21 protein-coding genes and 3 tRNA genes are annotated in these 21,478 nt (G+C 72.7%); 10 read left to right on the top strand and 14 right to left on the bottom strand.

Annotation, left to right across the window (positions count from 1 at the left end; all coding sequences use genetic code 11):
* Positions 1–172 precede the first annotated feature (172 nt).
* Positions 173–3,349: a right-handed parallel beta-helix repeat-containing protein gene (locus JOD48_RS03415; RefSeq protein WP_204807370.1), complete on the top strand. Its 3,177-nt coding sequence runs from the start codon at positions 173–175 to the stop codon at positions 3,347–3,349.
* Between the two features lie 67 nt (positions 3,350–3,416).
* Here JOD48_RS03415 and JOD48_RS03410 read toward each other — a convergent pair whose 3' ends face one another.
* The 4 genes from JOD48_RS03410 to JOD48_RS03395 all read right to left on the bottom strand — a co-directional run bounded on the left by JOD48_RS03410 (position 3,417) and on the right by JOD48_RS03395 (position 7,482).
* On the bottom strand, positions 3,417–4,562 hold the full coding sequence (locus JOD48_RS03410; protein ID WP_204807368.1) for a VanZ family protein: 1,146 nt from the start codon (positions 4,560–4,562) through the stop codon (positions 3,417–3,419).
* A 105-nt stretch (positions 4,563–4,667) separates the two neighbouring features.
* The gene (locus tag JOD48_RS03405; protein ID WP_204807365.1) at positions 4,668–6,293 is read right to left on the bottom strand and encodes a mechanosensitive ion channel family protein; all 1,626 of its coding nucleotides are present in this window, start codon (positions 6,291–6,293) and stop codon (positions 4,668–4,670) included.
* A 112-nt stretch (positions 6,294–6,405) separates the two neighbouring features.
* Positions 6,406–7,002 (bottom strand): antibiotic biosynthesis monooxygenase, encoded by a 597-nt coding sequence (locus tag JOD48_RS03400; RefSeq protein WP_204807362.1) that lies wholly within the window; start codon positions 7,000–7,002, stop codon positions 6,406–6,408.
* Positions 7,003–7,122: 120 nt separating this feature from the next.
* Complete coding sequence (locus tag JOD48_RS03395) at positions 7,123–7,482, bottom strand: iron chaperone (RefSeq protein WP_204807360.1); 360 nt, start codon at positions 7,480–7,482, stop codon at positions 7,123–7,125.
* A 178-nt stretch (positions 7,483–7,660) separates the two neighbouring features.
* Between JOD48_RS03395 and JOD48_RS03390 the strand changes: the two genes are divergently transcribed.
* The 4 genes from JOD48_RS03390 (at position 7,661) to JOD48_RS19410 (ending at position 11,411) form a co-directional block, all read left to right on the top strand.
* Positions 7,661–8,143, top strand: a complete 483-nt coding sequence (locus JOD48_RS03390) for a pilus assembly protein CpaE (RefSeq protein WP_204807358.1) — start codon at positions 7,661–7,663, stop codon at positions 8,141–8,143.
* A 38-nt stretch (positions 8,144–8,181) separates the two neighbouring features.
* Entirely contained in the window at positions 8,182–9,618 is a 1,437-nt protein-coding gene (locus JOD48_RS03385) for a threonine/serine exporter family protein (RefSeq protein ID WP_204807356.1), read from the top strand.
* A gap of 291 nt (positions 9,619–9,909) precedes the next feature.
* On the top strand, positions 9,910–10,068 hold the full coding sequence (locus tag JOD48_RS03380) for a hypothetical protein (protein ID WP_204807354.1): 159 nt from the start codon (positions 9,910–9,912) through the stop codon (positions 10,066–10,068).
* Positions 10,068–11,411 (top strand): M15 family metallopeptidase, encoded by a 1,344-nt coding sequence (locus tag JOD48_RS19410; protein ID WP_225227380.1) that lies wholly within the window; start codon positions 10,068–10,070, stop codon positions 11,409–11,411. The genes JOD48_RS03380 and JOD48_RS19410 overlap by 1 nt, the downstream gene beginning before the upstream one ends.
* A 94-nt stretch (positions 11,412–11,505) precedes the next feature.
* Here the strand turns inward: JOD48_RS19410 and JOD48_RS03370 are convergent, their stop codons facing one another.
* The 10 genes from JOD48_RS03370 to JOD48_RS03325 form a co-directional block, all read right to left on the bottom strand.
* The gene (locus JOD48_RS03370) at positions 11,506–12,426 is read right to left on the bottom strand and encodes a prenyltransferase (protein WP_307823946.1); all 921 of its coding nucleotides are present in this window, start codon (positions 12,424–12,426) and stop codon (positions 11,506–11,508) included.
* Positions 12,423–12,737 (bottom strand): lycopene cyclase domain-containing protein, encoded by a 315-nt coding sequence (locus tag JOD48_RS03365; protein WP_204807349.1) that lies wholly within the window; start codon positions 12,735–12,737, stop codon positions 12,423–12,425. Before JOD48_RS03365 ends, JOD48_RS03370 begins: the two co-directional genes overlap by 4 nt.
* Entirely contained in the window at positions 12,734–13,138 is a 405-nt protein-coding gene (locus tag JOD48_RS03360) for a lycopene cyclase domain-containing protein (protein ID WP_307823945.1), read from the bottom strand. Before JOD48_RS03360 ends, JOD48_RS03365 begins: the two co-directional genes overlap by 4 nt.
* A complete protein-coding gene (gene crtI / locus JOD48_RS03355; RefSeq protein WP_204810299.1) occupies positions 13,135–14,868 on the bottom strand; it encodes a phytoene desaturase family protein in 1,734 nt (577 codons plus the stop codon). Before crtI ends, JOD48_RS03360 begins: the two co-directional genes overlap by 4 nt.
* A gap of 17 nt (positions 14,869–14,885) precedes the next feature.
* The gene (locus JOD48_RS03350) at positions 14,886–15,845 is read right to left on the bottom strand and encodes a phytoene/squalene synthase family protein (protein WP_191791912.1); all 960 of its coding nucleotides are present in this window, start codon (positions 15,843–15,845) and stop codon (positions 14,886–14,888) included.
* Position 15,846: 1 nt separating this feature from the next.
* A complete protein-coding gene (locus JOD48_RS03345; RefSeq protein ID WP_204807347.1) occupies positions 15,847–17,025 on the bottom strand; it encodes a polyprenyl synthetase family protein in 1,179 nt (392 codons plus the stop codon).
* 131 nt (positions 17,026–17,156) lie between these two features.
* On the bottom strand, positions 17,157–18,140 hold the full coding sequence (gene galE, locus JOD48_RS03340) for a UDP-glucose 4-epimerase GalE (RefSeq protein ID WP_191791914.1): 984 nt from the start codon (positions 18,138–18,140) through the stop codon (positions 17,157–17,159).
* 66 nt (positions 18,141–18,206) lie between these two features.
* Positions 18,207–19,133 (bottom strand): cation diffusion facilitator family transporter, encoded by a 927-nt coding sequence (locus JOD48_RS03335; RefSeq protein WP_191791915.1) that lies wholly within the window; start codon positions 19,131–19,133, stop codon positions 18,207–18,209.
* Positions 19,130–19,543, bottom strand: coding sequence for an ArsR/SmtB family transcription factor (locus JOD48_RS03330; protein ID WP_225227381.1), 414 nt, complete (start codon positions 19,541–19,543; stop codon positions 19,130–19,132). Before JOD48_RS03330 ends, JOD48_RS03335 begins: the two co-directional genes overlap by 4 nt.
* Positions 19,544–19,575: 32 nt before the next feature.
* A complete protein-coding gene (locus tag JOD48_RS03325) occupies positions 19,576–19,920 on the bottom strand; it encodes a metallopeptidase family protein (RefSeq protein WP_191792004.1) in 345 nt (114 codons plus the stop codon).
* Positions 19,921–20,082: 162 nt separating this feature from the next.
* Here JOD48_RS03325 and JOD48_RS03320 point away from each other — a divergent pair.
* The 5 genes from JOD48_RS03320 to JOD48_RS03300 all read left to right on the top strand — a co-directional run bounded on the left by JOD48_RS03320 (position 20,083) and on the right by JOD48_RS03300 (position 21,382).
* Positions 20,083–20,155, top strand: a tRNA-Glu gene (locus tag JOD48_RS03320).
* Between the two features lie 88 nt (positions 20,156–20,243).
* Positions 20,244–20,317: transfer RNA gene (locus JOD48_RS03315), tRNA-Asp, on the top strand.
* A gap of 45 nt (positions 20,318–20,362) precedes the next feature.
* Positions 20,363–20,435 (top strand) — tRNA-Phe (locus JOD48_RS03310).
* A gap of 240 nt (positions 20,436–20,675) precedes the next feature.
* Positions 20,676–21,098, top strand: a complete 423-nt coding sequence (locus tag JOD48_RS03305; protein WP_191791916.1) for a phage holin family protein — start codon at positions 20,676–20,678, stop codon at positions 21,096–21,098.
* Positions 21,095–21,382, top strand: coding sequence for a DUF3618 domain-containing protein (locus JOD48_RS03300; protein ID WP_191791917.1), 288 nt, complete (start codon positions 21,095–21,097; stop codon positions 21,380–21,382). The genes JOD48_RS03305 and JOD48_RS03300 overlap by 4 nt, the downstream gene beginning before the upstream one ends.
* Positions 21,383–21,478: the final 96 nt, after the last annotated feature.

The raw sequence follows: 21,478 nt of genomic DNA, 5'->3' as shown, positions 1-21,478 counted from the left end.
GCGCGCCCCGCCGAGAAGTGAGTAGATGCCCCGGGATCCCGCGATCCTGGGGCATCTACTCACTTCTCGGCGGGGCGTGAGGCTCCCCTCGGCCCGGTTGCCGGTTCTCCGACATCGGCCGACGATGGCGTATCGGCCACTGGCGACCGCAGGCGACGTATCGGGGGCGGGCATGCGCACAGCGTTGGACGGACGGGACGGCGCTCGCCGGTGGCGGCGCGCCGCTGCGGCGATCGGCGTCGCCGCCCTGCTCGGCGCGGGTGTGGTCACGGTCGCCCCCGTGACCGCTCCCGCGCAGGCCGCCTCGCCGCCCGACACCGTCGACACCGGTGACCCCGCACCGCCCGCCGACCCGACGACGCCGGGCGGCCTCGAGGAGCCGGCGCCCGTGCCGGACGAGACCGTCGTCGAGGTGACCCCGACGGCCCCCGGCGTCGTGCCGAACGCCAACACCCTGCCGGTGGCCTGGGTCGGCACGCCGGACCAGCGCCCGGGCACCCCCGCCCTGCTCACGCTCCAGGCGGCGATCAACGCCGCCCCGGCCGGCGGGACCGTCTCGTTCGACCAGAACGACTACGCGTTCACCGGCACGATCACCGTCCCTCGGGCCGTGACCCTCGACGCCAGCGGCCCCTCGACGCTCTACACCCGGTTCACGGTCAGCGGAGGGGGCCTGACGCTCGACGACGACGTGACGATCGGTGCGGCCAACACGGGCGCGATCGTCTCGGTCACCGCGTCGGACGTCGTGCTGTCCAACCTCACGATCCGCAACCCGACCCCGGTGGCCCGCCCCACGGGGGTACAGCTCGGCGCGAACCTCACGGGCGTCGTGATCGACGGGCTCGACATGGACGGCGCGGGCGAGGCTTCGTCGTACGGGGTCAACCTCACGACGGGGGCCGCGACGATCACCAGTCCCGCCATCTCGGGCGTCGCCACGGGCATCACCGCGGCCGCGGCCTCGACCGCCGGGGGCGTCGTGATCTCCGGCGGCACGATCAGCGCCGCGACGTCGGGCATCTCGCTGGGCACGACGACCACGCCCAGCGTGTCGGGCGTCAGCGTGACCAGCGCACAGACCAGCACGGGCACCGGGATCGACCTGTCGAGCTCGTCCGGTGCCCGGGTCGACGCGGTCACCGTGACCGGCTTCGCGCGCGGGATCGGCACGGCGCCTGCGAACCCTCGCACCGGCCCCACGATCACGGGCGCGGTCGTCACGGGCAGCTCCCGGGAGGGCATCTCGCTCGGCGCGACGACCGGTGCGAGAGTCTCGGACGCCCGGATCACGCTGGCGGGAGCCAACCAGACGACGGGCATCCTCACGCTGCTCGCCACCGGCGTCGTGATCGAGCGGCCGACGATCAGGGGCGCCATGTACGGGATCACCACGAGCGCGGCCAACACGGGCACGGGTCCGACGATCACCAGCCCCGTGATCACCGCGTTCGGCGGCATCACCCTGGGCTCGACCCAGAACGCCGTGGTCACGGGCGCGGTGCTCGACGCCGGCACGTGGGGGCCCGCCGGCACCGGCATCAACCTCGTCAACGCCGGGCGCGTCACGGTCTCGGACGTGTCCGCCACCGGGTTCCTCTACGCGATCGGCGCGCAGTCCAACTTCGACGAAGACACCTCGGACCGCGTCGACATCTCGATCTCGGACATCGACGTGGTCGGAGCGCCCGACGCGTCGAGCGGCGTGTACCTGCTGGGCGCGCGCAACGCGACGATCTCCCGCGTCACCGCGAACCTCACGGGCGCCGCGCTCGTCATCCACCAGTCGATCGGGGTCACGGCCCAGGACATCACCGTGACGGGGAACGAGGGGCCGACCTCGGTCACGGGAGCCGCGATCCTGCGCGCCTACGGGTCGCAGGACGTCGACGTCGACCGCTCCTCGATCGACGCCGGGTCGTACGGGTTCTTCTACTCCGCGACCGACGGGTCGACCGTGACCAATGCGACCGTCGCGAACCTCGTCGAGTACGGGGTGTACGGGCGCAGCGTCGCGAACCTCGACGTCAGCGCGACGACGTTCACGGGCAACTCCGGGGTCGGCCTGTTCGTCGTCACGACTCCCGCGAACGGGATCAGCCACGACATCGCCGTGCACGACAGCACCATGACCGACAACGACGGCGGGATCCGTGCGCTCCAGGGCACGACCGGCGTGCAGGTCGTGCGCAACACCGTGAGCGGCCAGCCCGACGTCGTGTCCGCGGGGCCGGCCCACGACCTCCTCGTCGCCGACAACACGATCTCCCAGACGGGCGGCGACGGGCTCGCCGCGATCAGCGTCGCCCCGTCGTGGGCCGACGGCGCGCTCCCGGACTCGTACTCGTCGTCCGACGTCCGGGTCACGGGCAACGCCTTCACGGGCGGGGGCACCTGGATCCAGGTCGGTACGGCAGACCCCACGTCGCCCGAGGCCGCCCGGCGCACGCTGCGCGACGACGTGCTCGTCACGGGCAACTCCTTCCCGGCGGCCAGCGCGGCGATCCGCACGTACGCGAACGCGGTCGTCGGCGAGGACTCCGCGCCCGCCCTCGCCCGCGCGCTGCCGGTCGACGGCCCGGTCGCCGTGGACGCCCGGGACCACGGCACCCCCAACGACTGGGGGTCGGCGTGCCGGGCGACGGGCTTCCTCGACGGCATCCCGTACTACGACGGCGGCGGCGCCGAGGTGCACGAGCTCACCGAGGCCCCCGTGCTCTACCCGATGAGCTGCATCGACCTGTCCCTCAAGCAGACGCTCGCCGTGGACCCCGACGACCCCCAGCGCGCCGGGGACCTGGTCTCCTGGACGCTGACCCCGCACAACGACGGCCCGCGCGTCGCCCCGGCCGGGTGGACGATCACCCAGCTCCTGCCCGACGGCGCCACGCTCGTCTCGATGGCGGGCGACGGCTACACGGTCGACGGCGCCACGGCGACCTCCACGGGCGACCTCCCCCTGGGCGCAGACGGTCCGCCGCTGACCGTGACCGCGCGCGTGGTCTCCCCCGCCCCCGGTGCGGGCAGCATGCGCGACGTCGCCTACGTGGCCCCGGCCCCGGACACCGACCTCGACGAGGACGGCTTCGTGGACCCGGTCGTAGAACGGTTCAGCCCTCTCGTCGTGCCCACGATCGACACAGACACCGACGCCTCCCCGACCGACAACGACGCCCAGGGCGTGTGGTCGACCGTGGGCGACACCGTGCCCGGACGAGGCGGCGCAAGCACGCTCCCCACCACCGGGGCGGACGCGGCCCTCGCTGCTCTCGCCGCGCTCCTCCTGCTCGGCACCGGAATCGCTGTCACGACCCTGTCGCGCCGGCCGCAGCGCCTCGCCGAGAAGTGAGTACACGCCCCTGCATCTCGTGATTCAGGGGCGTGTACTCACTTCTCGGCGTTCGGGTCCGTCGGGCTCAGCTCCGCGCGTCGACCATCCGGGCCCCCGACACGACCCCCGACACCCCGCGCCGGTCGCGCGTGAACAGGACCGAGACGACCGCCACGAAGGCGACGAGAGAACCGAGGGGCGCTGCGACGTCGGGCAGGAGACCACCACCCGGGACCTCCGCCAGGACCAGGCACACCCCCCAGAGGCCGCCCGACACGAAGCCACGCACCACGCGACGCACCGTGGTCCCACGCCCCAGGCCGTCCGCACCGACCGGGCCCTGCGCGACGTCGGCCGTCCAGCGCGGCTCGAGCCACATGGCCCGCTGCCCCCACGACGCCCCGCTCCCCAGGAACGGCGGCACGAACAGGACCAGGACCACGGGCACGACCGAGCCGAGCACGACGTCGACCGCGCCCGCCTCGACCGGGACGTCCTGCCCCAGCGCGACGAGCGTCACCCGGTAGAACAGGACCAGCACCGTCCCGGTCACCGACACCAGGAACGCGTCGAGCAACATCCCCAGCCACCGCCGCCACACCGTGACCGGGCGCGGCACGCCCCGCTCGGTCGCGAGGTCCGTCGAGCGCGGCATCCACCGCAGGACCACCGGCGCGATCAGCGCACCGATCAACCCGCCCAGGGTGTTCGTCAGGAGGTCGTCGACGTCGGCCAGCCGGTACGAGCACGGGATGAGACCGAAGATCCCCGTGCCCTGCGTCGTCTCGATGAGCAGCGACGCCGCGAACGCCGACAGCACCGTGAGCGGTAGCCGCCACCCGAAGAAGCGCCGCACCAGGACGCCCCACGGGACGAAGAGCACCACGTTGAACACCGTCTGGAGCACCGCCGGGCTCCGCAGCCGAGCCGCCGCGCTCATGCCCGCGGTGTCGCGGCGGATGTCCTCGACGAACTGGAACGGGTTCAGCTGCGGCCCCGAGAACCCGTGCTGCGCGCACCACAGCGCGAGGTCGCCCGAGGGCAGCGGCAGGAGCGTGTACGCCACGAGCGCGACACCGTAGACCGCGACCGCCGCCGACCCGAGCAGGCGCAGCCAGCTCAGTCGCCCGTACCGGCGGTACTGCCAGACCACGATCGGCAGCAGGAACATCACGAAGACGACGACCCCGCCGATCACGCCCACGTACGCGGGCCAGGTCCACCTGCTCACGACGAGACCCTAACCAGGGGCGGGCGTCGCGGCGCGGCGGACGCGGGTCGGGTGCGTCACGTCGGGGCTGACGGGACCATCACCGTCGGCATCAGGCGTCAGGCGTCAGGCGTCACCGTCGTGGCCGCCGTCGCCCTGCGACTCACCGCGCCCCAGGTCGCGGTCGCCCGGGCGCTCCCTGTCGCCGGGGCGCGCAGCCTCGCGGTCCCGCTCGTCGTCGTCCGGCGAGGCCGGCGCGTCGCGTTCGTCCTCGACCCGGTTCCGCTCGGCCGTCTCCTCGCGCTCGTCGATGACCTCCTGGCCCGGGCCCGCGAAGGCCTGCGCCCGCTCGACTCCCTCGGCCGTACCACTGAAGAAGGCAGACTCGGCCGCGCCGCCGGGCAGGTCCTCCGGAGCGACCTCTGCCTCGCGCCCTACCGCTACGGCTACCTCGACGGGGTCCATGACCCGCGTCTCGACGACGTCCGGTGGTGCGCTGACCGACCCGATGACCCTCGCCTTGTCGCGCACCGACAGGCGCCGGGTCGCCTGGCGGGTCGAGAGCGGCGGCTGCCCCGGGATTCCTGGCCCCACGGGGATGGAGGGCGGGAGGTGGACCTCGCGCTCGGGGATCGCGGGGTGTGCCGCCGCGCCCTTCTCCTGCGTGCGACCCGGCGCGACGTCGGGCTCCTCGTTGATGCGTCCTTCCTCGACGCCCTCGAAGCGCGTGCGGGGCAACGAGTCGGCGCTCGACCGCTGGAGCCACTCGACGAGCCCCTCGCGCACGAAGCACCGGAGGTCGAACAGCGTCGGGGCGTCGCGGGCGCTCACGAGCGCTCGCACCCGGACCACGCCGTTGATCGCGTCGGTCACCTGCAGGATGCCCACGCGCTGGTCCCACAGGTCGGTGTGCGCGAGGAGCCGCTTGAGCTCGGCACGCATGGCGCCGAACGGCACCCGGAAGTCCAGGTCGAGCTCGACCGTGCCGAGCAGGTCCGCGGCCCGCCGCGTCCAGTTCTGGAAGGGCGTCGTCGTGAAGTAGGTGCACGGCATGATGAGGCGCCGGTCGTCCCACAGGTGCACCACGACGTACGTCATGGTGATCTCCTCGATCCGCCCCCACTCCCCCTCGAGCACCACGACGTCGTCGACCCGGATGCCGTCCGTGAACGCGATCTGCATGCCCGCGAACACGTTCGCGAGCGACGTCTGCGCCGCGAGGCCCGCGACGATCGAGATGACACCGGCCGACGCGAGGATGCTCGCGCCCGCGGCCCGCGCCGCGGGGAACGTCAGGAGCACCGCGGCGATCGCGCAGATCACGATGATCGCGACCGTCAGGCGTCGCACCACGATGATCTGCGTGCGGATGCGCCGGGCGTGCCGGTTGTCGACGACGTCGACCCGGAAGCGCTTGAGCGCGCTGTCCTCCAGGACGAACGCGAGCGCCCCCACCCACCACGCACCGGCGGCGATGAGCGCGACGAGCAGCGCGTGCTCGACCGCGGGCCGCCACGCGACCGACGCGTCCGTCGTGACCCGCACCGCGATCCACACCGCGACGACCATCAGCACCGCACGGTCGGGGCGGCGCAGCCGCTTCGAGATGTCCCGCGCGAGCTCGCTGCGCCGCCCGAGGCGGTTCGTGATCGCCGAGATGATCGTGCCCAGCACGAACGCGGCCACGAGCGCTCCCGCGACGGCGGCCAGGGTCAGGGCGACGTCGGTCGCGCTCTCGATCTCTTCGTCCATCCGTCCACGCTAGGTGCGCGGGGCGGGCGACGCCCGGACAGGCACCGAATGAGACGGTCCTCACAGGCCAGGGAGCACGCGCTCGACCGGGGCGTGACGGGCCACGCGCGCCTCAGCGCGCCAACCACGGTGCCAGACGGCCGGTCACCCACGGCAGCACCGCGTACGTCATGATCGGGGTCAGCACGAGCGTCGTCACGAGCACCCTCGGGACCACGGGCAGCTCGCCGAAGCTCGGGACCGCCCAGGACATGAGCAGCGTGAACGCGAGGTTCACCGGGAAGAACCCCAGCCAGATGCTCACCGACTGCTTCCAGCGGGCCGGCGCCCGGTCGGCGCTGATCTGCGGCTCCTCGACGCGGGCGGGCGCGTCGAACCACCCCTCGATGCCCGTCCTGCGCTCGACGCGCTGCTCCTCGACGAGCCCCTGCCCCTCCTGGAGCCACGCGACCCGCTCGGGCGAGGAGTCCCAGGCGTCGAGCGTCGCCTCGTCGGCGAAGCGGTAGAGCATGTGCCAGTCGTGCGAGTCCTTCGCGGCGCGCACCCAGCCCGACCCGAGGAAGCCCGGGTACGTGTTGGCTATGTTGACGCCGGCCTGGACCCAGCGCGTCGCGTCCGGGACCAGGTCAGGGTGGATGCGGCGGTGGATGGAGACGGTGACGGGTCGGTCCGGGGATCGCCCGGCCGTGCACGTGGGAGGAACGGTCATGAGGGCGAGTACACGACGCCGACGTTTCGTGGGTGTGACACCCGGCGACCGTGGGACGACACGTCCCGACAGGTGGGCGCGCTCGAGGGGTCGCCGGGCCTCGCCCGGCCCGAGCCCGCGCTACGCCGAGGCCCCGTACTGGTCGAGCAGGTGCCGCGAGACCGTCTCGATCACGCCGTACGGGATCGGTTCCGAGAGCATGAACTTGAGCGTCCCCTTGGAGGCCCGGTAGGGGGCGACGAGCCGCTCGAAGTCCTCGTCGCCGTCGGGCACGGGGTACAGGCTCACGTGGTGCTTCCACCCCGCGAAGTACACGATGACCCGACCCTGCGCCGTGACGGCCGGGATCTGGTAGCTGATCTTCTCGCCGGCGTCGGGCACGACCCGGTGGATCGTGCGCCGCATCTCCTGCAGGACCGCCTGGGTCTCGGGCGGGAACGAGCCGATGTAGTCGTCGACGGTCGCGAACGTCCCGGTCATGCCGACCTCCCCGTGCTGGGGGCCCCGCGGGCTGCGGGAGTCCTTCCCCTACTGTCTCGCGCGAGCGGGTGAAGGGCCTGCGGGAGCGTCGCCCTCGGTGGGACGTGGCGTCACCCTCGGCTGTTCCGGACGCCACCTCCAGGGGGCACGGTCCGGCCCGCCCGACCATACTGGCCAGATGATCTCCTGGGACCTGGCCCTCGCCCTGCGCGAGGCCGGGGTGCGCTGGCACCCCGAGTCCGGCGACCGCTTCCGGCTCCTGGCCACCGGCCCCACGGGCGACCTCTTCACCGTGAGCGACATGACCATCGAGCCCCACGAGTTCGACACCGGCGTGATCCTCGGCTTCAACGGCACGACCGAGTGGGCGCTCGACTCCGTGGCCCTCGAGGACGCGCTCTGGCACCCGCTCGAGCCACAGCTCCGCGCCCTGCTGGGCGGCACCTTCCGCTGGCTCCAACGATTCGTCGAGGACGACGACGTCCCCGCCTACCTCGTCGAGATCGAGCTCGGCGGGCACCCGCTCACGTTCCGCGGCTACGACCCGGCCGACGCCTACGGCGAGGCTCTCCTGCACCTGGTCGCGGCGTCGTCGGGTCCGCCCTCGGTGCGCCCGTCAGCGGCCCCCGGCCCGGCGGACGGACGCGGGGTGGCGACCTGAACGCCGAGGGCCCTCCCGCGGACGCGCCACCGGAACAGGTGACGCCGCCCGACGACGCCCCCGCGGCCGACCCCCGGGACACCTCGCCGCACGCCACGGAGACCGACCCCTCCTCCGCCGAGGACCCCGACCCCGCGCCCCGGCCCCGGCACCGGCTCCCCCTGCTCGCCGGGCTCCGCCACGCCCCCTCGACCTTCCGGCGCGTCCTGCAGGCGCTCGGCAACGAGGCCACCCCCGACGACGAGCCCGACGTCCCGGAGATCTCGCCCGACCTGGTCCCCCTGCTCCGCACGCTCGGACGGGCGATGCTCGACTCAGGGCAGTCGGTCAACGACGCCCAGGACGTCCTCAAGCAGGTCGCCGACCTGCACGGCGCGCACACCGTGCAGACCCTGGTGCTGCCGACGTGCGTCTTCATCCGCGTGCAGACCGCCTCCGGAGTCGTCACGGACTTCACCGACGCCGCGGGCAGCGGGCTGGACCTCGACCAGATCGGCGCGCTCTACGCGGTCATCCGCAAGCTGCGCTCCCAGACGATCGACCTCGCCGACGCGCGCACCGAGCTGCGCGCGATCCGGCGCCAGCCGGCCCGGTTCGGTGCCGTGCTCACGATCGTCGGGCACGCGATCCTGACGCTGGGCTTCGGGCTGATCCTCAACCCGACCCTGGATCTGCTGCCCGTCTTCCTGGTGCTCGGGCTCGGCGTCGGGGTGCTGCGGTGGCTCGCCGCACGCTGGCCCACGCTCAGTACGGCCCTGCCCGTCGTCGCGGCCTTCCTCGTGACGGTCCTGGCGATCCAGGTGGTGCACCCCTGGCTCGGCGACAGCCCGCTGCAGGTCCTGGTCCCGCCGCTCATCAGCTTCCTGCCAGGGTCGGTCCTGACCGTCGCGGCGATCGAGCTCACGAGCAACCAGATCGTCTCGGGTGCGAGCAGGCTCCTCTACGGGGTCGCCCAGCTGCTGCTGCTCGTGTTCGGCGTCGTGGCCGGTGCAGCGGTCGCCGGTGACCTGGTCGCCGGGCACGGCGGCGAGCGGATGGGGTGGTGGGCCCCGTGGATCGGGGTCGTGCTCGTGGGCGTCGGGCAGATGTTCTTCTCCTCCACCCCGCGCCGGAGCCTGCCCTGGGTGCTCGTGGTCCTGTTCGCGGCGTACGCGGCCCAGCTCGTGGGGTCCTACATCGCCCCGGAGATCTCCGGCTTCTTCGGCGCGCTCGTGATCGTGCCGCTCGCGACGCTCGTCGAACGGACCCGCACCGGTCCCCCGGCCATCATCACGACGCTCCCGGCCTTCTGGCTCCTGGTGCCGGGCGCCCTGAGCTTCCTGGGGCTGTCGGAGCTCGTGGCGGGGGACACGGGTTCTGTGTCCGACATCGCGAACGCCGTCGTCGCCGTCTTCGCGATCGCGTTGGGCATGCTCGTGGGTACGGCGCTGACTCGCGACGCGAGACGCGTCGGTCGTACCTTCTTCACCGAATAGGCCCGGACCCGGCACACCATCGCCAGCGGATCCTTGCTCGACAAGGCCAGACCGCTCACAAACGTAGTTGAAGATGGAACGAGTTGGCAGGCACCGAGGACCGTCCTCGCATCCCATCTGCCGGCGCACGCGGCTCCCACGTCATCCGGACGCGCCGCGACTCAGGCTGCTGAGGCTCCAAGAACGACTCCCGTCACCGCGACGGCACGGTACGGCGTCGAGCTCCCGCTCGACAGCCGCAGTGCGCACGCGGTCCCGGCCTCGGCCCGACGAACGGAACATCCGAACACCGTGACAACTGCACCGCTCAGCTTCGCCGCGCCTGCAGGGCGCCGCCCGCTCCCGGGCGCCGACGACCGCACGACCTCCCCCTTCGGCACCGCTCTCCTCGACACCGCTCCCCTCGGCGCAGCCGACGGGCCGGGCCTGCGCGCGAGAGGGGGCCGTTGATGGGGAAGCACTCCCAGCGTCGCTTCGCCGCGACCCTCCCCGGGCGTTCCCTGCGCCGCCGCTCCCCCTTCGCGATCGCGGCAGCCCTCGCCACGGTCGCCGTGACCACCACGGCAGGTGCGGCCAGCATGACCACGTCTCCCGACGGCTCCCAGGCCGCGACCGCATCGGCGTCCGCACCGGTCACGAGTGCCGCCGGACCCGTCGCGACGACCCCCGAGGAGAAGTCGGCGCTCGACGCGGCCAGCACCCAGCTCGTCCGCGCCGAGTACCTGGCGAGCGAGGGCACGTCCTCCTTGACACCCGAGCAGCTCGCCCAGGTCACTGCGACCCGCGACCAGCTCCGCCAGCTCCTGGACGTCACGCGCACGTCCGAGACGGCGGCGCGTGGGACGACCACGATCGGGTCGGCGACCGACCCCACGCTCGCCGCGAGCACCGCCCTCGAGACGGGCGCGGCTCTCGACACGAGCGCGTCCCTGGACGACGCCACGACCCTCGCCGCCGGCACCGCCGACGGGACGAGCGCCGACGAGACCCTCGACGGCCGCGACACGTTCCGCGCGAGCCGTGCCGGAGCCGACGGTCGCGAGCCCCTCACGACCGACGGCACGGCCGAGGCCCCTGAGGCCTCGACCGACACCGCGACCACCTCCCCGGAGGAGGCGGCGCAGACGACGACGGACCAGGCGACCACCGGTGCGGTGACCGCCGGCACCACGGCCGACCCGGTGATCGACCATGCGCAGGTCGCGCCGACGACCACGGAGATCGGGGCTGCGACCGAGGCGCTGCGCACGGTGCTCGACGCCGCTGCCGTCGCGGTCTCGGTCCAGCCGGCACCGACGGCCGAGGAGATCGCGGCCCAGCAGGCTGCGGAGGAGGCCGCCCAGCGTGCCGCGATGGCGGCACAGCTCGCGGCCTGGGCGAACAGCACCGCTGGCTACTCGAACGGCACCATCCCCGAGAGCCTCTTGTGCTCGCCGAGCTTCGCGCCCGGCCAGCTCGTGCGCTGCGACGCGGCCTACCAGCTCGAGCAGCTCAACGTGGCCTACCGGGCGGCGTTCGGCACCGACATCTCGGTGACGTCGTCCTACCGCTCGTTCGGCTCGCAGGTCGCGGTCAAGGCGTCGAAGGGCTACCTCGCGGCGGCCCCGGGGACGTCGAACCACGGCATGGCGCAGGCGCTCGACCTCGGCGGCGGCATCAGCAGCTTCGGCAGCGCCCAGTACGCCTGGATGCGCGCGAACGCCCCGGCCTACGGCTGGGACAACCCCGAGTGGGCACGCCAGGGCGGCTCCAAGCCCGAGGCGTGGCACTGGGAGTACGGCACCACGTACTGACCTGGGTCTGCCACGAGCACGACGGCCGCCGTTCCGCGAGGAACGGCGGCCGTCGTCGTCCGCGGGACCTCGACCCAGGGGTCGGACCCAGGCGTCAGCCCCAGGTGGCGGCGATGAGCAGCATCGTCACGAGGAACCCTGTCACCAGGTTGAGCCAGAGGAAGCGACGCCAGCCCGCGTTCGCCCGCTCGCAGTCGTCGTCGCGCACCGTCCAGAAGGACGCCACGTTGACGAGGTAGGGCAGCGGCAGGACCGCGGCGAGCCACCCCGGCCACGGGAGCAGCGCGAGCAGCCCCGCGGCCACGAGGTAGGCGGTCGCCGCGACGACGACCGTCCGGTGCGCCCCGATCACGGTCGCGACCGAGCCGATCCCGCCCTCCCGGTCGGCCCGCACGTCCTGCACCGCGCCGAACGCGTGCGACGCGGCCCCCCACAGCACGAACGCCACGAGCACGGGCCACACGGTCCGTGCTCCGAGGTCCGTCCCGACGAGCACGAGCGCGTAGAGCAGGGGCCCCACGAAGTGCATGGCCGAGGTGAACGAGTCGAGGAACGGACGCTCCTTGAAGCGCAGCACGGGCGCCGAGTAGGCCACGACGAGGAAGACCACGACGGCGAGCGTCAGGTTCGCGGCGACGTCGCCCTGGAGGAGCAACCATGCGAGGAACGGCGCGTTCGCGACGACGCACGCCCACAGGATGCGCCGGTGGGTGGTCCGTGCGGTCGCGGGGTCCGCGAGCGCTCCCTCGATCCCGCCCTTGCGCGGGTTGCGCAGGTCGGACGCGTAGTCGAACACGTCGTTGATCCCGTACATCAGCAGGTTGTACGGGATCAGGAAGTAGAGCGTCCCGACGACGAGCGTGGCGTCGACCCGTCCCCCGGTGGCGACCAGGTAGCCCGCCGCGAAGGGGTACGCGGTGTTGATCCAGGAGAACGGGCGCGAGGCGGCGACGATCTCCCGGAGCGCGACGAGCGGCCCCGGCGCAGCCCCCGGCTCGACCGCGACCCCGGTCACGACTGCCCTCCCGCGTGCCGACGGCGTCGACCGTCCCCGACCCAGTTCCATACCGCGGGCAGCAGCAGCACCGCGGCCAGCGGGTAGGCGAAGTCCTCGAGCGGCGCCCCGGCGAGGTAGATCCCGAGGATCTTGTCGGGAGCGTAGGTGTACAGCCCGACGGCGATCATGATCGTGTCGAACACCAGCGTCAGGACCACCATGACCGCTGCCGTCCACAGGAGCGGCCCCGCCCGGTGGCGCCGGAGCGTCCACACCGTGACGACCGCGACGAGCGCGATCACGACGAGGTTCAGGACGATGTTGGTCATGCGCCCGCTCCCGTCGTCGGACCGTCCGCGGCGCGCGCGGGTGCCTCGTCCGCTCTCCTGGCACCACCGTCCGTCCGCCGGGCTGCGCGCTCCCGCGCACGCAGGTCGAGGAACCGCCAGACGAGCAGGGTGTTGTAGCACAGGAGCGTGAGGAAGACGGCCTCCTCGACGGGCAGCTCGGGGGCGAGCTGGAGCCCGGTCATGTGGGGCGAGTCGCCGCGCGCGAAGATCCCGAGGGCGAGCCCCGCGACGTCCCACGCGAGGAAGAACAGCACGCCGGCCACGAGCGTGATCGCCGTCCGGGCCGGGTCAGCCCAGAACGCGAGGCGGAACCGACGGTCGAGCACGGCGAGACCGCCGAGCGAGACGAGGAGCGCAGCGAGGTACGCGAAGCCGATCACGCGCCACCGCCCCGCAGTCGCTCGGGACGGCGGCTCGCCGCGAGGTAGCCGGGGCGCAGCGGGGACGGCAGGGGCCGGGAGGACGTCTCGCCCAGGAGCCGCTTGGCGACGAGCTCGGCGCTGATGAGGCACATCGGCAGCCCGACGCCAGGGGCCGTGCCCGCTCCCGCGTAGTAGAGGTTGGTGACCTTGCGCGAGGCGCCCGGCGGGCGGAACATCGCGCTCTGCGCGAGCGTGTGCTCCATCCCGAGGGCCGTCCCTCGCCAGGACGAGAACTCGGTCGCGAAGTGCGCGGGGCCCAGGACCCGCCGGGTCACGACCCGCCCGCGCAGGTCGTCGATCCCGGCCCAGGCGCCGACCTGGTCGAGGTACCCGTCGGCGAGCTCCTCGAGCTCGGCCTGCGACGCGGCCGAGCCACCGAGCGCCGGGTCCGCGGGGAACGGCACCAGGACGAAGAGGTTCTCGTGGCCGGGAGGCGCAGCGGGGTGGTCGATCGTCGCGTCGTCGGTCGCCGACGTCCTCGAGACGTAGAGGGAGGCGGGGGACGGGACCCGCAACGAGTCCACGGGGCTGTCGGCCGCGTCGCCCAGGACGTCGGCGAAGTTCCCCCGCCAGTCCTCGGTGAAGAAGAGCGAGTGGTGGGCCAGCTCGGGCAGCTCGCCACGGACGCCGGCGAGGATCAGCAGCGCCGAGATCCCGGGTCCGCGGTCGTCCCACGCTGGCGCGGGCAGGTCGGCGTACGCGGGGGGCACGAGCGCGGTCTGGGTGTGGTGCAGGTCGGCGGCCGACACCACGACGTCCGCAGGCACGACCTCGCCCGTGCTCAGCCGCACCCCGGTCGCGACGCCTCGCGCGCGTCGCCCGGGCCTGCCGGTCCGCGCGCGGGGCGAGGCTCCGCCGTCGGGCATGGGAGCGTGCGGCGCGACCTCGATCCCGACGACGTCGCTCGCCGTGCGGATCGTCACGCCCTGCGAGCGGGCGATCTTCTCCATGGCCTCGATGATCGTGTACATCCCACCGCGCGGGAACCGTACGCCCTCGACCAGGTCGAGGTGGCTCATGAGCGAGTACAGCGCGGGCACCCGGTAGGGCGAGCTGCCGAGGAAGACCGCGTGGTAGCCGAGGACCTGGCGCAGGCGCGGGTCGTGCACGCGGCGTTCGACGCGGTCCGCGAGCGAGCGTCCCAGCAGGGCCGCGAGCCGCGGGAGCCGGCGCAGCACGGCGCCGTCGACGGCCCGGTCGGGACGCTCGAACGTCGTGTAGAGGAAGTGGTCCAGGGCGAGGCGGTAGGCCTCGCTCGACTCCTCGGCGTAGGCCCGCATGCGCTCGCCGTCGCCCGGCGAGAGCGCGTCGAAGCGAGCCCAGTTGACCTCCGGGTCGCGGGTGACGTCGAGGACGGTGCGAGCCGGGGGGAGGTTCGTGGCGCCGTCGGGCTGCTCGCTGGACGAGGCCCGCTCGAAGAAGACACGGTACGACGGGTCGAGCGGGACCAGGTCGAGGTGGTCCTCGGCGCGCTCGCCCAGGAGCGCGAACCAGTGCTCGAAGACCTCGGGCATGAAGTACCAGGACGGTCCGGTGTCGAACCGGAACCCGTCGAGGTCGAGCGTCCCGGCCCGCCCCCCGACCCGCTCGTGGCGTTCGAGCAGGGTCACCCGGGCGCCGCCCCGGGCCAGGAGCGCGGCGGTGGCGAGGCCGCCGATCCCTCCCCCCACGACCACGACGTGCGGCATCTCGGGTGGGGCGACGTTCACAGGGCTCCTCTGGTGTCGGTGAACCTGGTCGACCGGCGGGACATGGCGTGCACGTCGCGTCGCAGCGACTCACGCGCCACGGCACGCGCCGCGACGACGATCTTGACCGGGTCCGGGACCCGCACGCGTGCCCGGAGCAGGTCCTGCGGAGCCGTCGAGGCGAGCCGTCCCAGCAGCGAGTCGTAGAGCGCGAGGGTCGCGGCGACCGCCATCCGTGCGCGACGCGGGAGGGACGGGAGCGCGGCGCGCGCGGCGTCGAGGTCGCTGCCGATCTCCGCGAGGATCGCGTCGACGTCCTCCTGCGTGAGGTCGGCCGGCGTGATCCCGGGGAAGTAGCTGCGCCCCAGCTCCTCGTGGTCGGTGCGCAGGTCGCGCAGGAAGTTGATCTTCTGGAACGCGGCGCCCAGACCCTGCGCACCGCGCAGCACGGCGGCGTCGGCGCGGACCACGGGATCCCCGGGCCGACGGTCCGCGTTGAGGAACACCGCGAGGCACATGAGCCCCACGACCTCGGCCGAGCCGTGGACGTACTGCTCGTAGCTCGCCTTGTCGTGCACCTGGACCGTGAGGTCCATGCGCATCGACGCGAAGAACGGGTCGATCTCCGGGTGCCCGATCCCGGTGCGCCGGGCAGTGCGGGCGAACGAGTGGACGACGAGGTTGGTCGAGTACCCGCTCGCGAGCGCGCGCGCCGTCTCCTCCTCGAGCCCGGTCAGCAGCGCGTCGGCGCCCTCGCCCCTGCGCGTGTCGACGACCTCGTCGGCCACGCGGACCAGGCCGTAGACCGCGTCGATGTCGCGACGCGCCACGCTCCCCAGGAGCCGGGACCCGAGCCCGAAGGACGTCGAGTACCCGGTCAGGACCGCCCGGCTCGCGCGGGCGGCGGTGCGGTCGTACAGCATCTGCGACACGTTGGCCTCCCTGGCCATGGTCTCGGACGTCGTGCTCGTCGGCATCTCAGGCGACCCTCTCCGCGAACGAGTCGGCCAGGTCGGTCAGATATCGCGCGAGAGGAGCAGGCAGCCGGGAAGCCGCCGCCCGGGCCTCGTCGAGGTGGCGGGTCACGGTCTCCCGGACCGCTCCGGGGGCTCCGGAGCGCTGCATGGCCTCCCGCACGACGTCGGCCTCCGCCTCGGTGAGGTCGGCCCGCCCCACGTACCGGTCCAGCAGCGCGACGTCCGCGGGCGTGGCCCGACGGTAGGCGCAGGCGAGGAGCAGGGTGCGCTTGCCCTCGCGCAGGTCGGAGAGCGTCGACTTCCCCGTGACCCGCGGGTCGCCGAACACCCCGAGCAGGTCGTCGACGAGCTGGAAGGCGATCCCCAGCGCGCGGCCGCAGGTCTCCAGGTCCGACCGCACAGCACGGTCCGCGCCGGCGAGCGTGGCGCCCGACAGGAGCGGGACGACGCACGTGTAGGTCGCCGTCTTGAGCTCCGCGACGAGCAGGGGGGCGACGTCGAGGGGGGAGCGGAGCTGTCCCGACACGTCGAGCACCTCGCCCGCGACGGCCGTCTGGACCGCGCGCACGAGCTGTCGGGTGACCTCGAGCCGGACGGGCGGTGGGGCGGTCGACGTCAGCACGAGGTCGAAGGCTCCGCTGATCGCGAGGTCCCCGGCGAGGAGGGAGGCGGCCTGGACGAGCTCGTCGGCGTGGGCTGCATCGACGCCCGTCCCCGCGAGGCGCGCACGTGTGGTGCCCGCGAGGTTGGGGCGGCCGCGACGCGACTCGTCGTGGTCGAGGAGGTCGTCGTGCACGAGCATCGCGGTGTGCAGGACCTCCTGTGCAGCGGCGACGGGCACCGCCGCCCCGAGGTCCCGGCCGCCGAGGCCGAGATAGGCCGCGAGGACCAGGCGCGGGCGGACGAGCTTTCCCCCGGTCTGGTCGGCCAGGTCCTTCCAGAGATCGACGACCCGGGGGTCGGTCGCCCGCGACGCCGCCGTGGCGAAGTACTCGGCGAGCGCGCGACGTGTGGCTGTGAGAGCGTGGTCGAGGTCGACGGCGAGCCGGACGTCCCGCGTCGACGCGGCGAGCCCGGGCTCGGTCCCGGGCCGGGGCTCGGCCCCAGCAGATGCTGCACGGACTGCGCCCGTCGACGACCGCTCGGCGACGTCGTCGATGGTCGTGCTCGTTGCGGACATGGCACACCCCTTCATCCTCAGCGTGCTGAGTAATTTTGCTCAGCATACTGAGGATCTGACGGGATGTCAGCGCCGGACGCGCAGAAGGGCCCCCTCGCGCGAGGCGAGAGAGCCCTTCCGTCACGCCGTGGTCAGACGTCGATGCGGCGCGGCCCTGCCTGCCACGCCTCCCAGGCCGACGAGATGATCTCCTCGAGCCCGTGCGACCCTCTCCACTCGAGCACCGTGTTGATGCGCTCGGGCGAGGCGACGAGCTGCGGCGGGTCGCCGGGACGGCGCGGGAAGACGTCCGGGGTGGCGTCGAGGCCCGACACCCTGCCGATCTCGTCGATGACCTCGCGCACCGAGGCCCCCACGCCCGTCCCCACGTTGAACACGTCGTAGTCCCGCTCGTCCTCGTCCAGGTAGGAGAGCGCTACGAGGTGCGCCTCGGCGAGGTCCATGACGTGCAGGTAGTCACGGATGCAGGTGCCGTCGGGCGTCGGGTAGTCGTCGCCGAAGACCCGGGGCCGCTCGCCCCGTGCCAGGCGGTCGAACACCATCGGGACGAGGTTGAGGAGCGTCTGGTCACCCAGGTCCGGCCACCCCGCACCGGCGACGTTGAAGTAGCGCAGCGCCACGAACCGCAGCCCCCACGACCGGCCGGCCGCCCGCCCGAGCCACTCTCCGACGAGCTTCGTCTCGCCGTAGGGGTTGATGGGGTCGGCGTGCAGCTTCTCCTCGACGAGCGCGACCGAGGGCATGCCGTAGGTCGCCGCCGAGGACGAGAAGACGAGACGGTCGACCCCGGCGGCCTCCATCGCGGCGACGAGGTTCGTGAACCCGCCCACGTTCTGCTGGTAGTACCAGACGGGCTTCTCGACCGACTCGCCGATCTGCTTGCGGGCCGCGAAGTGCACCACGGCGCTGACCTCGTGCTCGACCATGGTCCGGGTCAGCACGTCGACCGCCTCGGCGCTCGACACGTCGAGGTGCACGAGCGGCGCCCCCCCGACGCGCTTCTCCTGCCCGGTGCTCAGGTCGTCCACGACGACGACCTGGTCTCCTCTCTCCTGCAGCAGGCGCACCACGTGCGCACCGATGAACCCCGCTCCGCCTGTCACCAGAATCGTCATGGGAGGAGCGTAGAACGCCCGGCGAGCCACCTTCGACGACACCCTCGCCCGCGAGACGCCCGCCGGTCAGTGGTGGACCGAATCCTCGGTCGCCTGCATCGAGGGCGGCTCGATCTGGAACGTGCAGTGGTCGACGTCGAAGTGCCCGCCCAGGCACTCCTTGAGCCGTCGCAGCACCTCCGTCCCCCCTCCGCTCGCCAGGACCTCGTCCTCGACGACCACGTGTGCCGACATGACGGGTACGCCCGAGGTGATGGTCCAGGCGTGCAGGTCGTGCACGCCCACCACTCCCGGGGTGCCCTCCATGTGGGTGCGCACCTTCTCGAGGTCCACGCCGGCGGGGGTCGACTCGAGGAGCACCGCCGCGACCTCGCGCAGGAGCATGAAGGCGCGCGGCAGGATCAGCAGCCCGATCGCGACGGACGCGAGACCGTCGGCCCCCGGGAACCCGACCGCGACGAGGACGCCGGCGACGATCACCGCGACCGACCCGAGCAGGTCGCCGAGCACCTCGAGGTAGGCCCCGCGGACGTTGAGGCTCTCGGCCTGGCCCGCCGACAGCAGGCGCAGCCCGATCGCGTTCGCGACGAGACCGACGACCGCCACCCCGATCATCAGCCCGGCCTGGATCTCGGGGTCCGGCGCGCGGAACCGCGAGACGCCCTCGATGATCGCGAGCACGGCGACCGTGCCGAGGATCAGCGCGTTGGTCAGCGCGGCGAGGATCTCGGCGCGCTGCCACCCGAAGGTCCGCGTCGGGGAAGCCGGACGCGTCGCGAGCCAGCTCGCGAAGAGTGCGATCCCGATCCCGCTGGCGTCGGTCAGCATGTGCCCGGCGTCGGCGAGGAGCGCGAGCGACCCGGAGACCAGGGCGCCCACGACCTCCAGCATCATCACGCCGAGCGTGATGCACAGGACGATCACGAGCCGACGGCGGTGCGCGCCCGTCGCGGTCGACGCGCCGTGGGAGTGCGAGTGCGAGTGGCCGCTCATCGGGAACCCCTCGTGGCGTCGACGATCCGCTCGGCGTCGGCCAGGATGTGCGCGACCTCGGGGCGCGCGAGGCGGTACCAGGACGAACGACCCTCTCGGCGGGTCTCGACGAGTCCCGCGTCGCGGAGCGTCGCCAGGTGGGCGGACACGGTGGACTGCGCGAGCCCCAGCTCGCGGGTCAGGTCGACCACGCGGTGCTCGGCGACCGCGAGGAGGTGCACCACGGAGAGTCGGTGCGGCTCGGCGAGGGCGTGCAGGAGCCGCGCGACTGCGGTGTGGTCGTGCCCGACGACGGGCGGGGTGCACGGTTGCTGCGGATGCTCGGCCGCCGGCTGCTCGACGAGACCGTCGGTCGCGGTGCGCCGCGCCCGCAGGTGCGTGCGGGTGCTCGTCTCCCTTTTCATCGTCATATAACGATGTTATCGCCCTTCGGCGATGAATGCTAGGCCCATCCGAGCTCGTGCAGCCTGTCGTCGTCGATCCCGAAGTGGTGCGCGATCTCGTGGACGACCGTGACCACGACCTCCTCGACGACCTCCTCCCGCGTCTCGCAGATCGCGAGCGTGGGGTTGCGGAAGATCGTGATCCTGTCCGGGAGCGCACCCGCCGCCCACATGAGGTCGCGCTCTGTCAGCGGGACCCCCTCGTACAGCCCCAGCAGCTCGGGGTCGTCGACGGGCGCGTCGTCCTCGACCAGGACGACCACGTTGTCCATCTGCTCCGCCAGCTCCTCCGGGATCTCGTCCAGCGCATCGCGCACCGCGTCCTCGAAGTCCTCGCGCGTCATCTCCACCACGGGACCATCCTCCCCCGCCCTCCTACGGGGCACCGACAGCCGCGAGCCGCACGCGCGCACCGTTTTGCACGCCGACCTTGCTTCCCCGTATGCTGACGGAGGTCTCTCGGCGACTCGTGCCCCGCAGGCGGTGCGGGTTGTCCAGGAAACTAGGCCCCCATCGTTTAGCGGCCTAGGACGCCGCCCTTTCACGGCGGTAGCACGGGTTCGAATCCCGTTGGGGGTACTCGGAAGGATCCGATTAACGGATTCGCCCGGCAGTGAGATACGATTCTCGAGGTTCGAACGGCCCAGGCCGGGAGAAACTCACGCAAGGCCCTGTAGCGCAGTTGGTTAGCGCGCCGCCCTGTCACGGCGGAGGTCGCGGGTTCAAGTCCCGTCAGGGTCGCTCGACAGCGACTGCCCGGTCATCACGACCGGGCTTTCGTGTCAAGGCTCTGTAGCTCAGTTGGTAGAGCGTTCGACTGAAAATCGAAAGGTCACCGGATCGACGCCGGTCGGAGCCACTTCCACGAAGCCCCGCCTCGTTTCCCACGAGGCGGGGCTTCGTCGTACCCGCCGGTCCCGCCCGCTGGGCCGCCCGCTCTCTGCGCAGCACACCGGACGGACACTCGCACGCCCGGCGCGCGGAATTGCCCTCGGGCCGGTTGACCGGTTGAGTGGGACATGAAGAACCGACTCTTCAGGGCGCGGGTGAACCCCGCGCGCACGGGCGCCCCGACCGGAGCGCCAGGAAGGTGACCACCATGAGCGACTGGGACGACGGACAGCCCCCTCCCCCGAGCCCGAAGCCCTCGATCGGCAAGCTCGTCGAGCAGATGTCCGAGCAGGCCACGCGCCTGGTCCGGACGGAGATCGCGCTCGCCAAGAAGGAGCTGACGACCAAGGCCGCCCGATCGGGCATCGGGATCGGGATGTTCGTGGTGGCCGGTGTGCTCTCGCTCTACGGGCTCGGGTTCGCGCTGCACTCCGCGATGGTCGGGCTCGCGCACGCCGTACCGCTGTGGCTCGCGGCCCTCATCGTCGGCGTCGTGCTGTTCCTGCTCGCGGGCATCCTCGCCTTCGTCGGCAGCAAGCAGCTCAAGAAGGGGATGCCCCCTACCCCGGAGAACGCCATCGCGGGGATCAAGGAAGACGTCGCCACCGTCAAGGAAGGACTGCGCCCGTGACCACAGAACCGACCCAGGCCGAGCTGGAAGCCGAGATCGCCCGGACCCGGTCCGAGCTCGCGAGCACGATCGACGAGCTGACCACCCGCCTCGACCCTCGCACCCAGGCGGCGAACGTGGCGCACCAGACCAAGCAGGCCGCTGCTGACACCGGCAGCTTCTTCACGGGCGGCGGGCTCCCCGAGCACGACCCCGCGCGAGCGCGCAACGTCAAGATCCTCATCGGCGGTGCCGTGGCGACGGTCGCGCTCGTCGCCGCGGCGATCCTCCGGCGTCGCTCCTGACGTCGCGACGTGCTGGCCGGGTCGGCCGAGGTCGACCGAACAGCACCCCCAGGAACGACCGAGCCCGGCGCCACAGGCGCCGGGCTTTCGGCTGGT

Source organism: Oerskovia paurometabola (assembly GCF_016907365.1).
In the GTDB taxonomy this organism is placed as follows: domain Bacteria; phylum Actinomycetota; class Actinomycetes; order Actinomycetales; family Cellulomonadaceae; genus Oerskovia; species Oerskovia paurometabola.
This window is presented reverse-complemented; position numbering and strand designations above follow the sequence as displayed.

Coding starts and splice junctions, on each gene's coding strand:
- JOD48_RS03330 (WP_225227381.1), bottom strand. CDS start 19,543: ATGACGATGAAAAGGGAGACGAGCACCCGCACGCACCTGCGGGCGCGG.
- JOD48_RS03395 (WP_204807360.1), bottom strand. CDS start 7,482: ATGACCGGGACGTTCGCGACCGTCGACGACTACATCGGCTCGTTCCCG.
- JOD48_RS19410 (WP_225227380.1), top strand. CDS start 10,068: ATGGGGAAGCACTCCCAGCGTCGCTTCGCCGCGACCCTCCCCGGGCGT.
- JOD48_RS03390 (WP_204807358.1), top strand. CDS start 7,661: ATGATCTCCTGGGACCTGGCCCTCGCCCTGCGCGAGGCCGGGGTGCGC.
- JOD48_RS03305 (WP_191791916.1), top strand. CDS start 20,676: ATGAGCGACTGGGACGACGGACAGCCCCCTCCCCCGAGCCCGAAGCCC.
- galE (WP_191791914.1), bottom strand. CDS start 18,140: ATGACGATTCTGGTGACAGGCGGAGCGGGGTTCATCGGTGCGCACGTG.
- crtI (WP_204810299.1), bottom strand. CDS start 14,868: ATGCCGCACGTCGTGGTCGTGGGGGGAGGGATCGGCGGCCTCGCCACC.
- JOD48_RS03350 (WP_191791912.1), bottom strand. CDS start 15,845: ATGCCGACGAGCACGACGTCCGAGACCATGGCCAGGGAGGCCAACGTG.
- JOD48_RS03345 (WP_204807347.1), bottom strand. CDS start 17,025: ATGTCCGCAACGAGCACGACCATCGACGACGTCGCCGAGCGGTCGTCG.
- JOD48_RS03335 (WP_191791915.1), bottom strand. CDS start 19,133: ATGAGCGGCCACTCGCACTCGCACTCCCACGGCGCGTCGACCGCGACG.
- JOD48_RS03415 (WP_204807370.1), top strand. CDS start 173: ATGCGCACAGCGTTGGACGGACGGGACGGCGCTCGCCGGTGGCGGCGC.
- JOD48_RS03325 (WP_191792004.1), bottom strand. CDS start 19,920: ATGACGCGCGAGGACTTCGAGGACGCGGTGCGCGATGCGCTGGACGAG.
- JOD48_RS03405 (WP_204807365.1), bottom strand. CDS start 6,293: ATGGACGAAGAGATCGAGAGCGCGACCGACGTCGCCCTGACCCTGGCC.
- JOD48_RS03400 (WP_204807362.1), bottom strand. CDS start 7,002: ATGACCGTTCCTCCCACGTGCACGGCCGGGCGATCCCCGGACCGACCC.
- JOD48_RS03365 (WP_204807349.1), bottom strand. CDS start 12,737: ATGACCAACATCGTCCTGAACCTCGTCGTGATCGCGCTCGTCGCGGTC.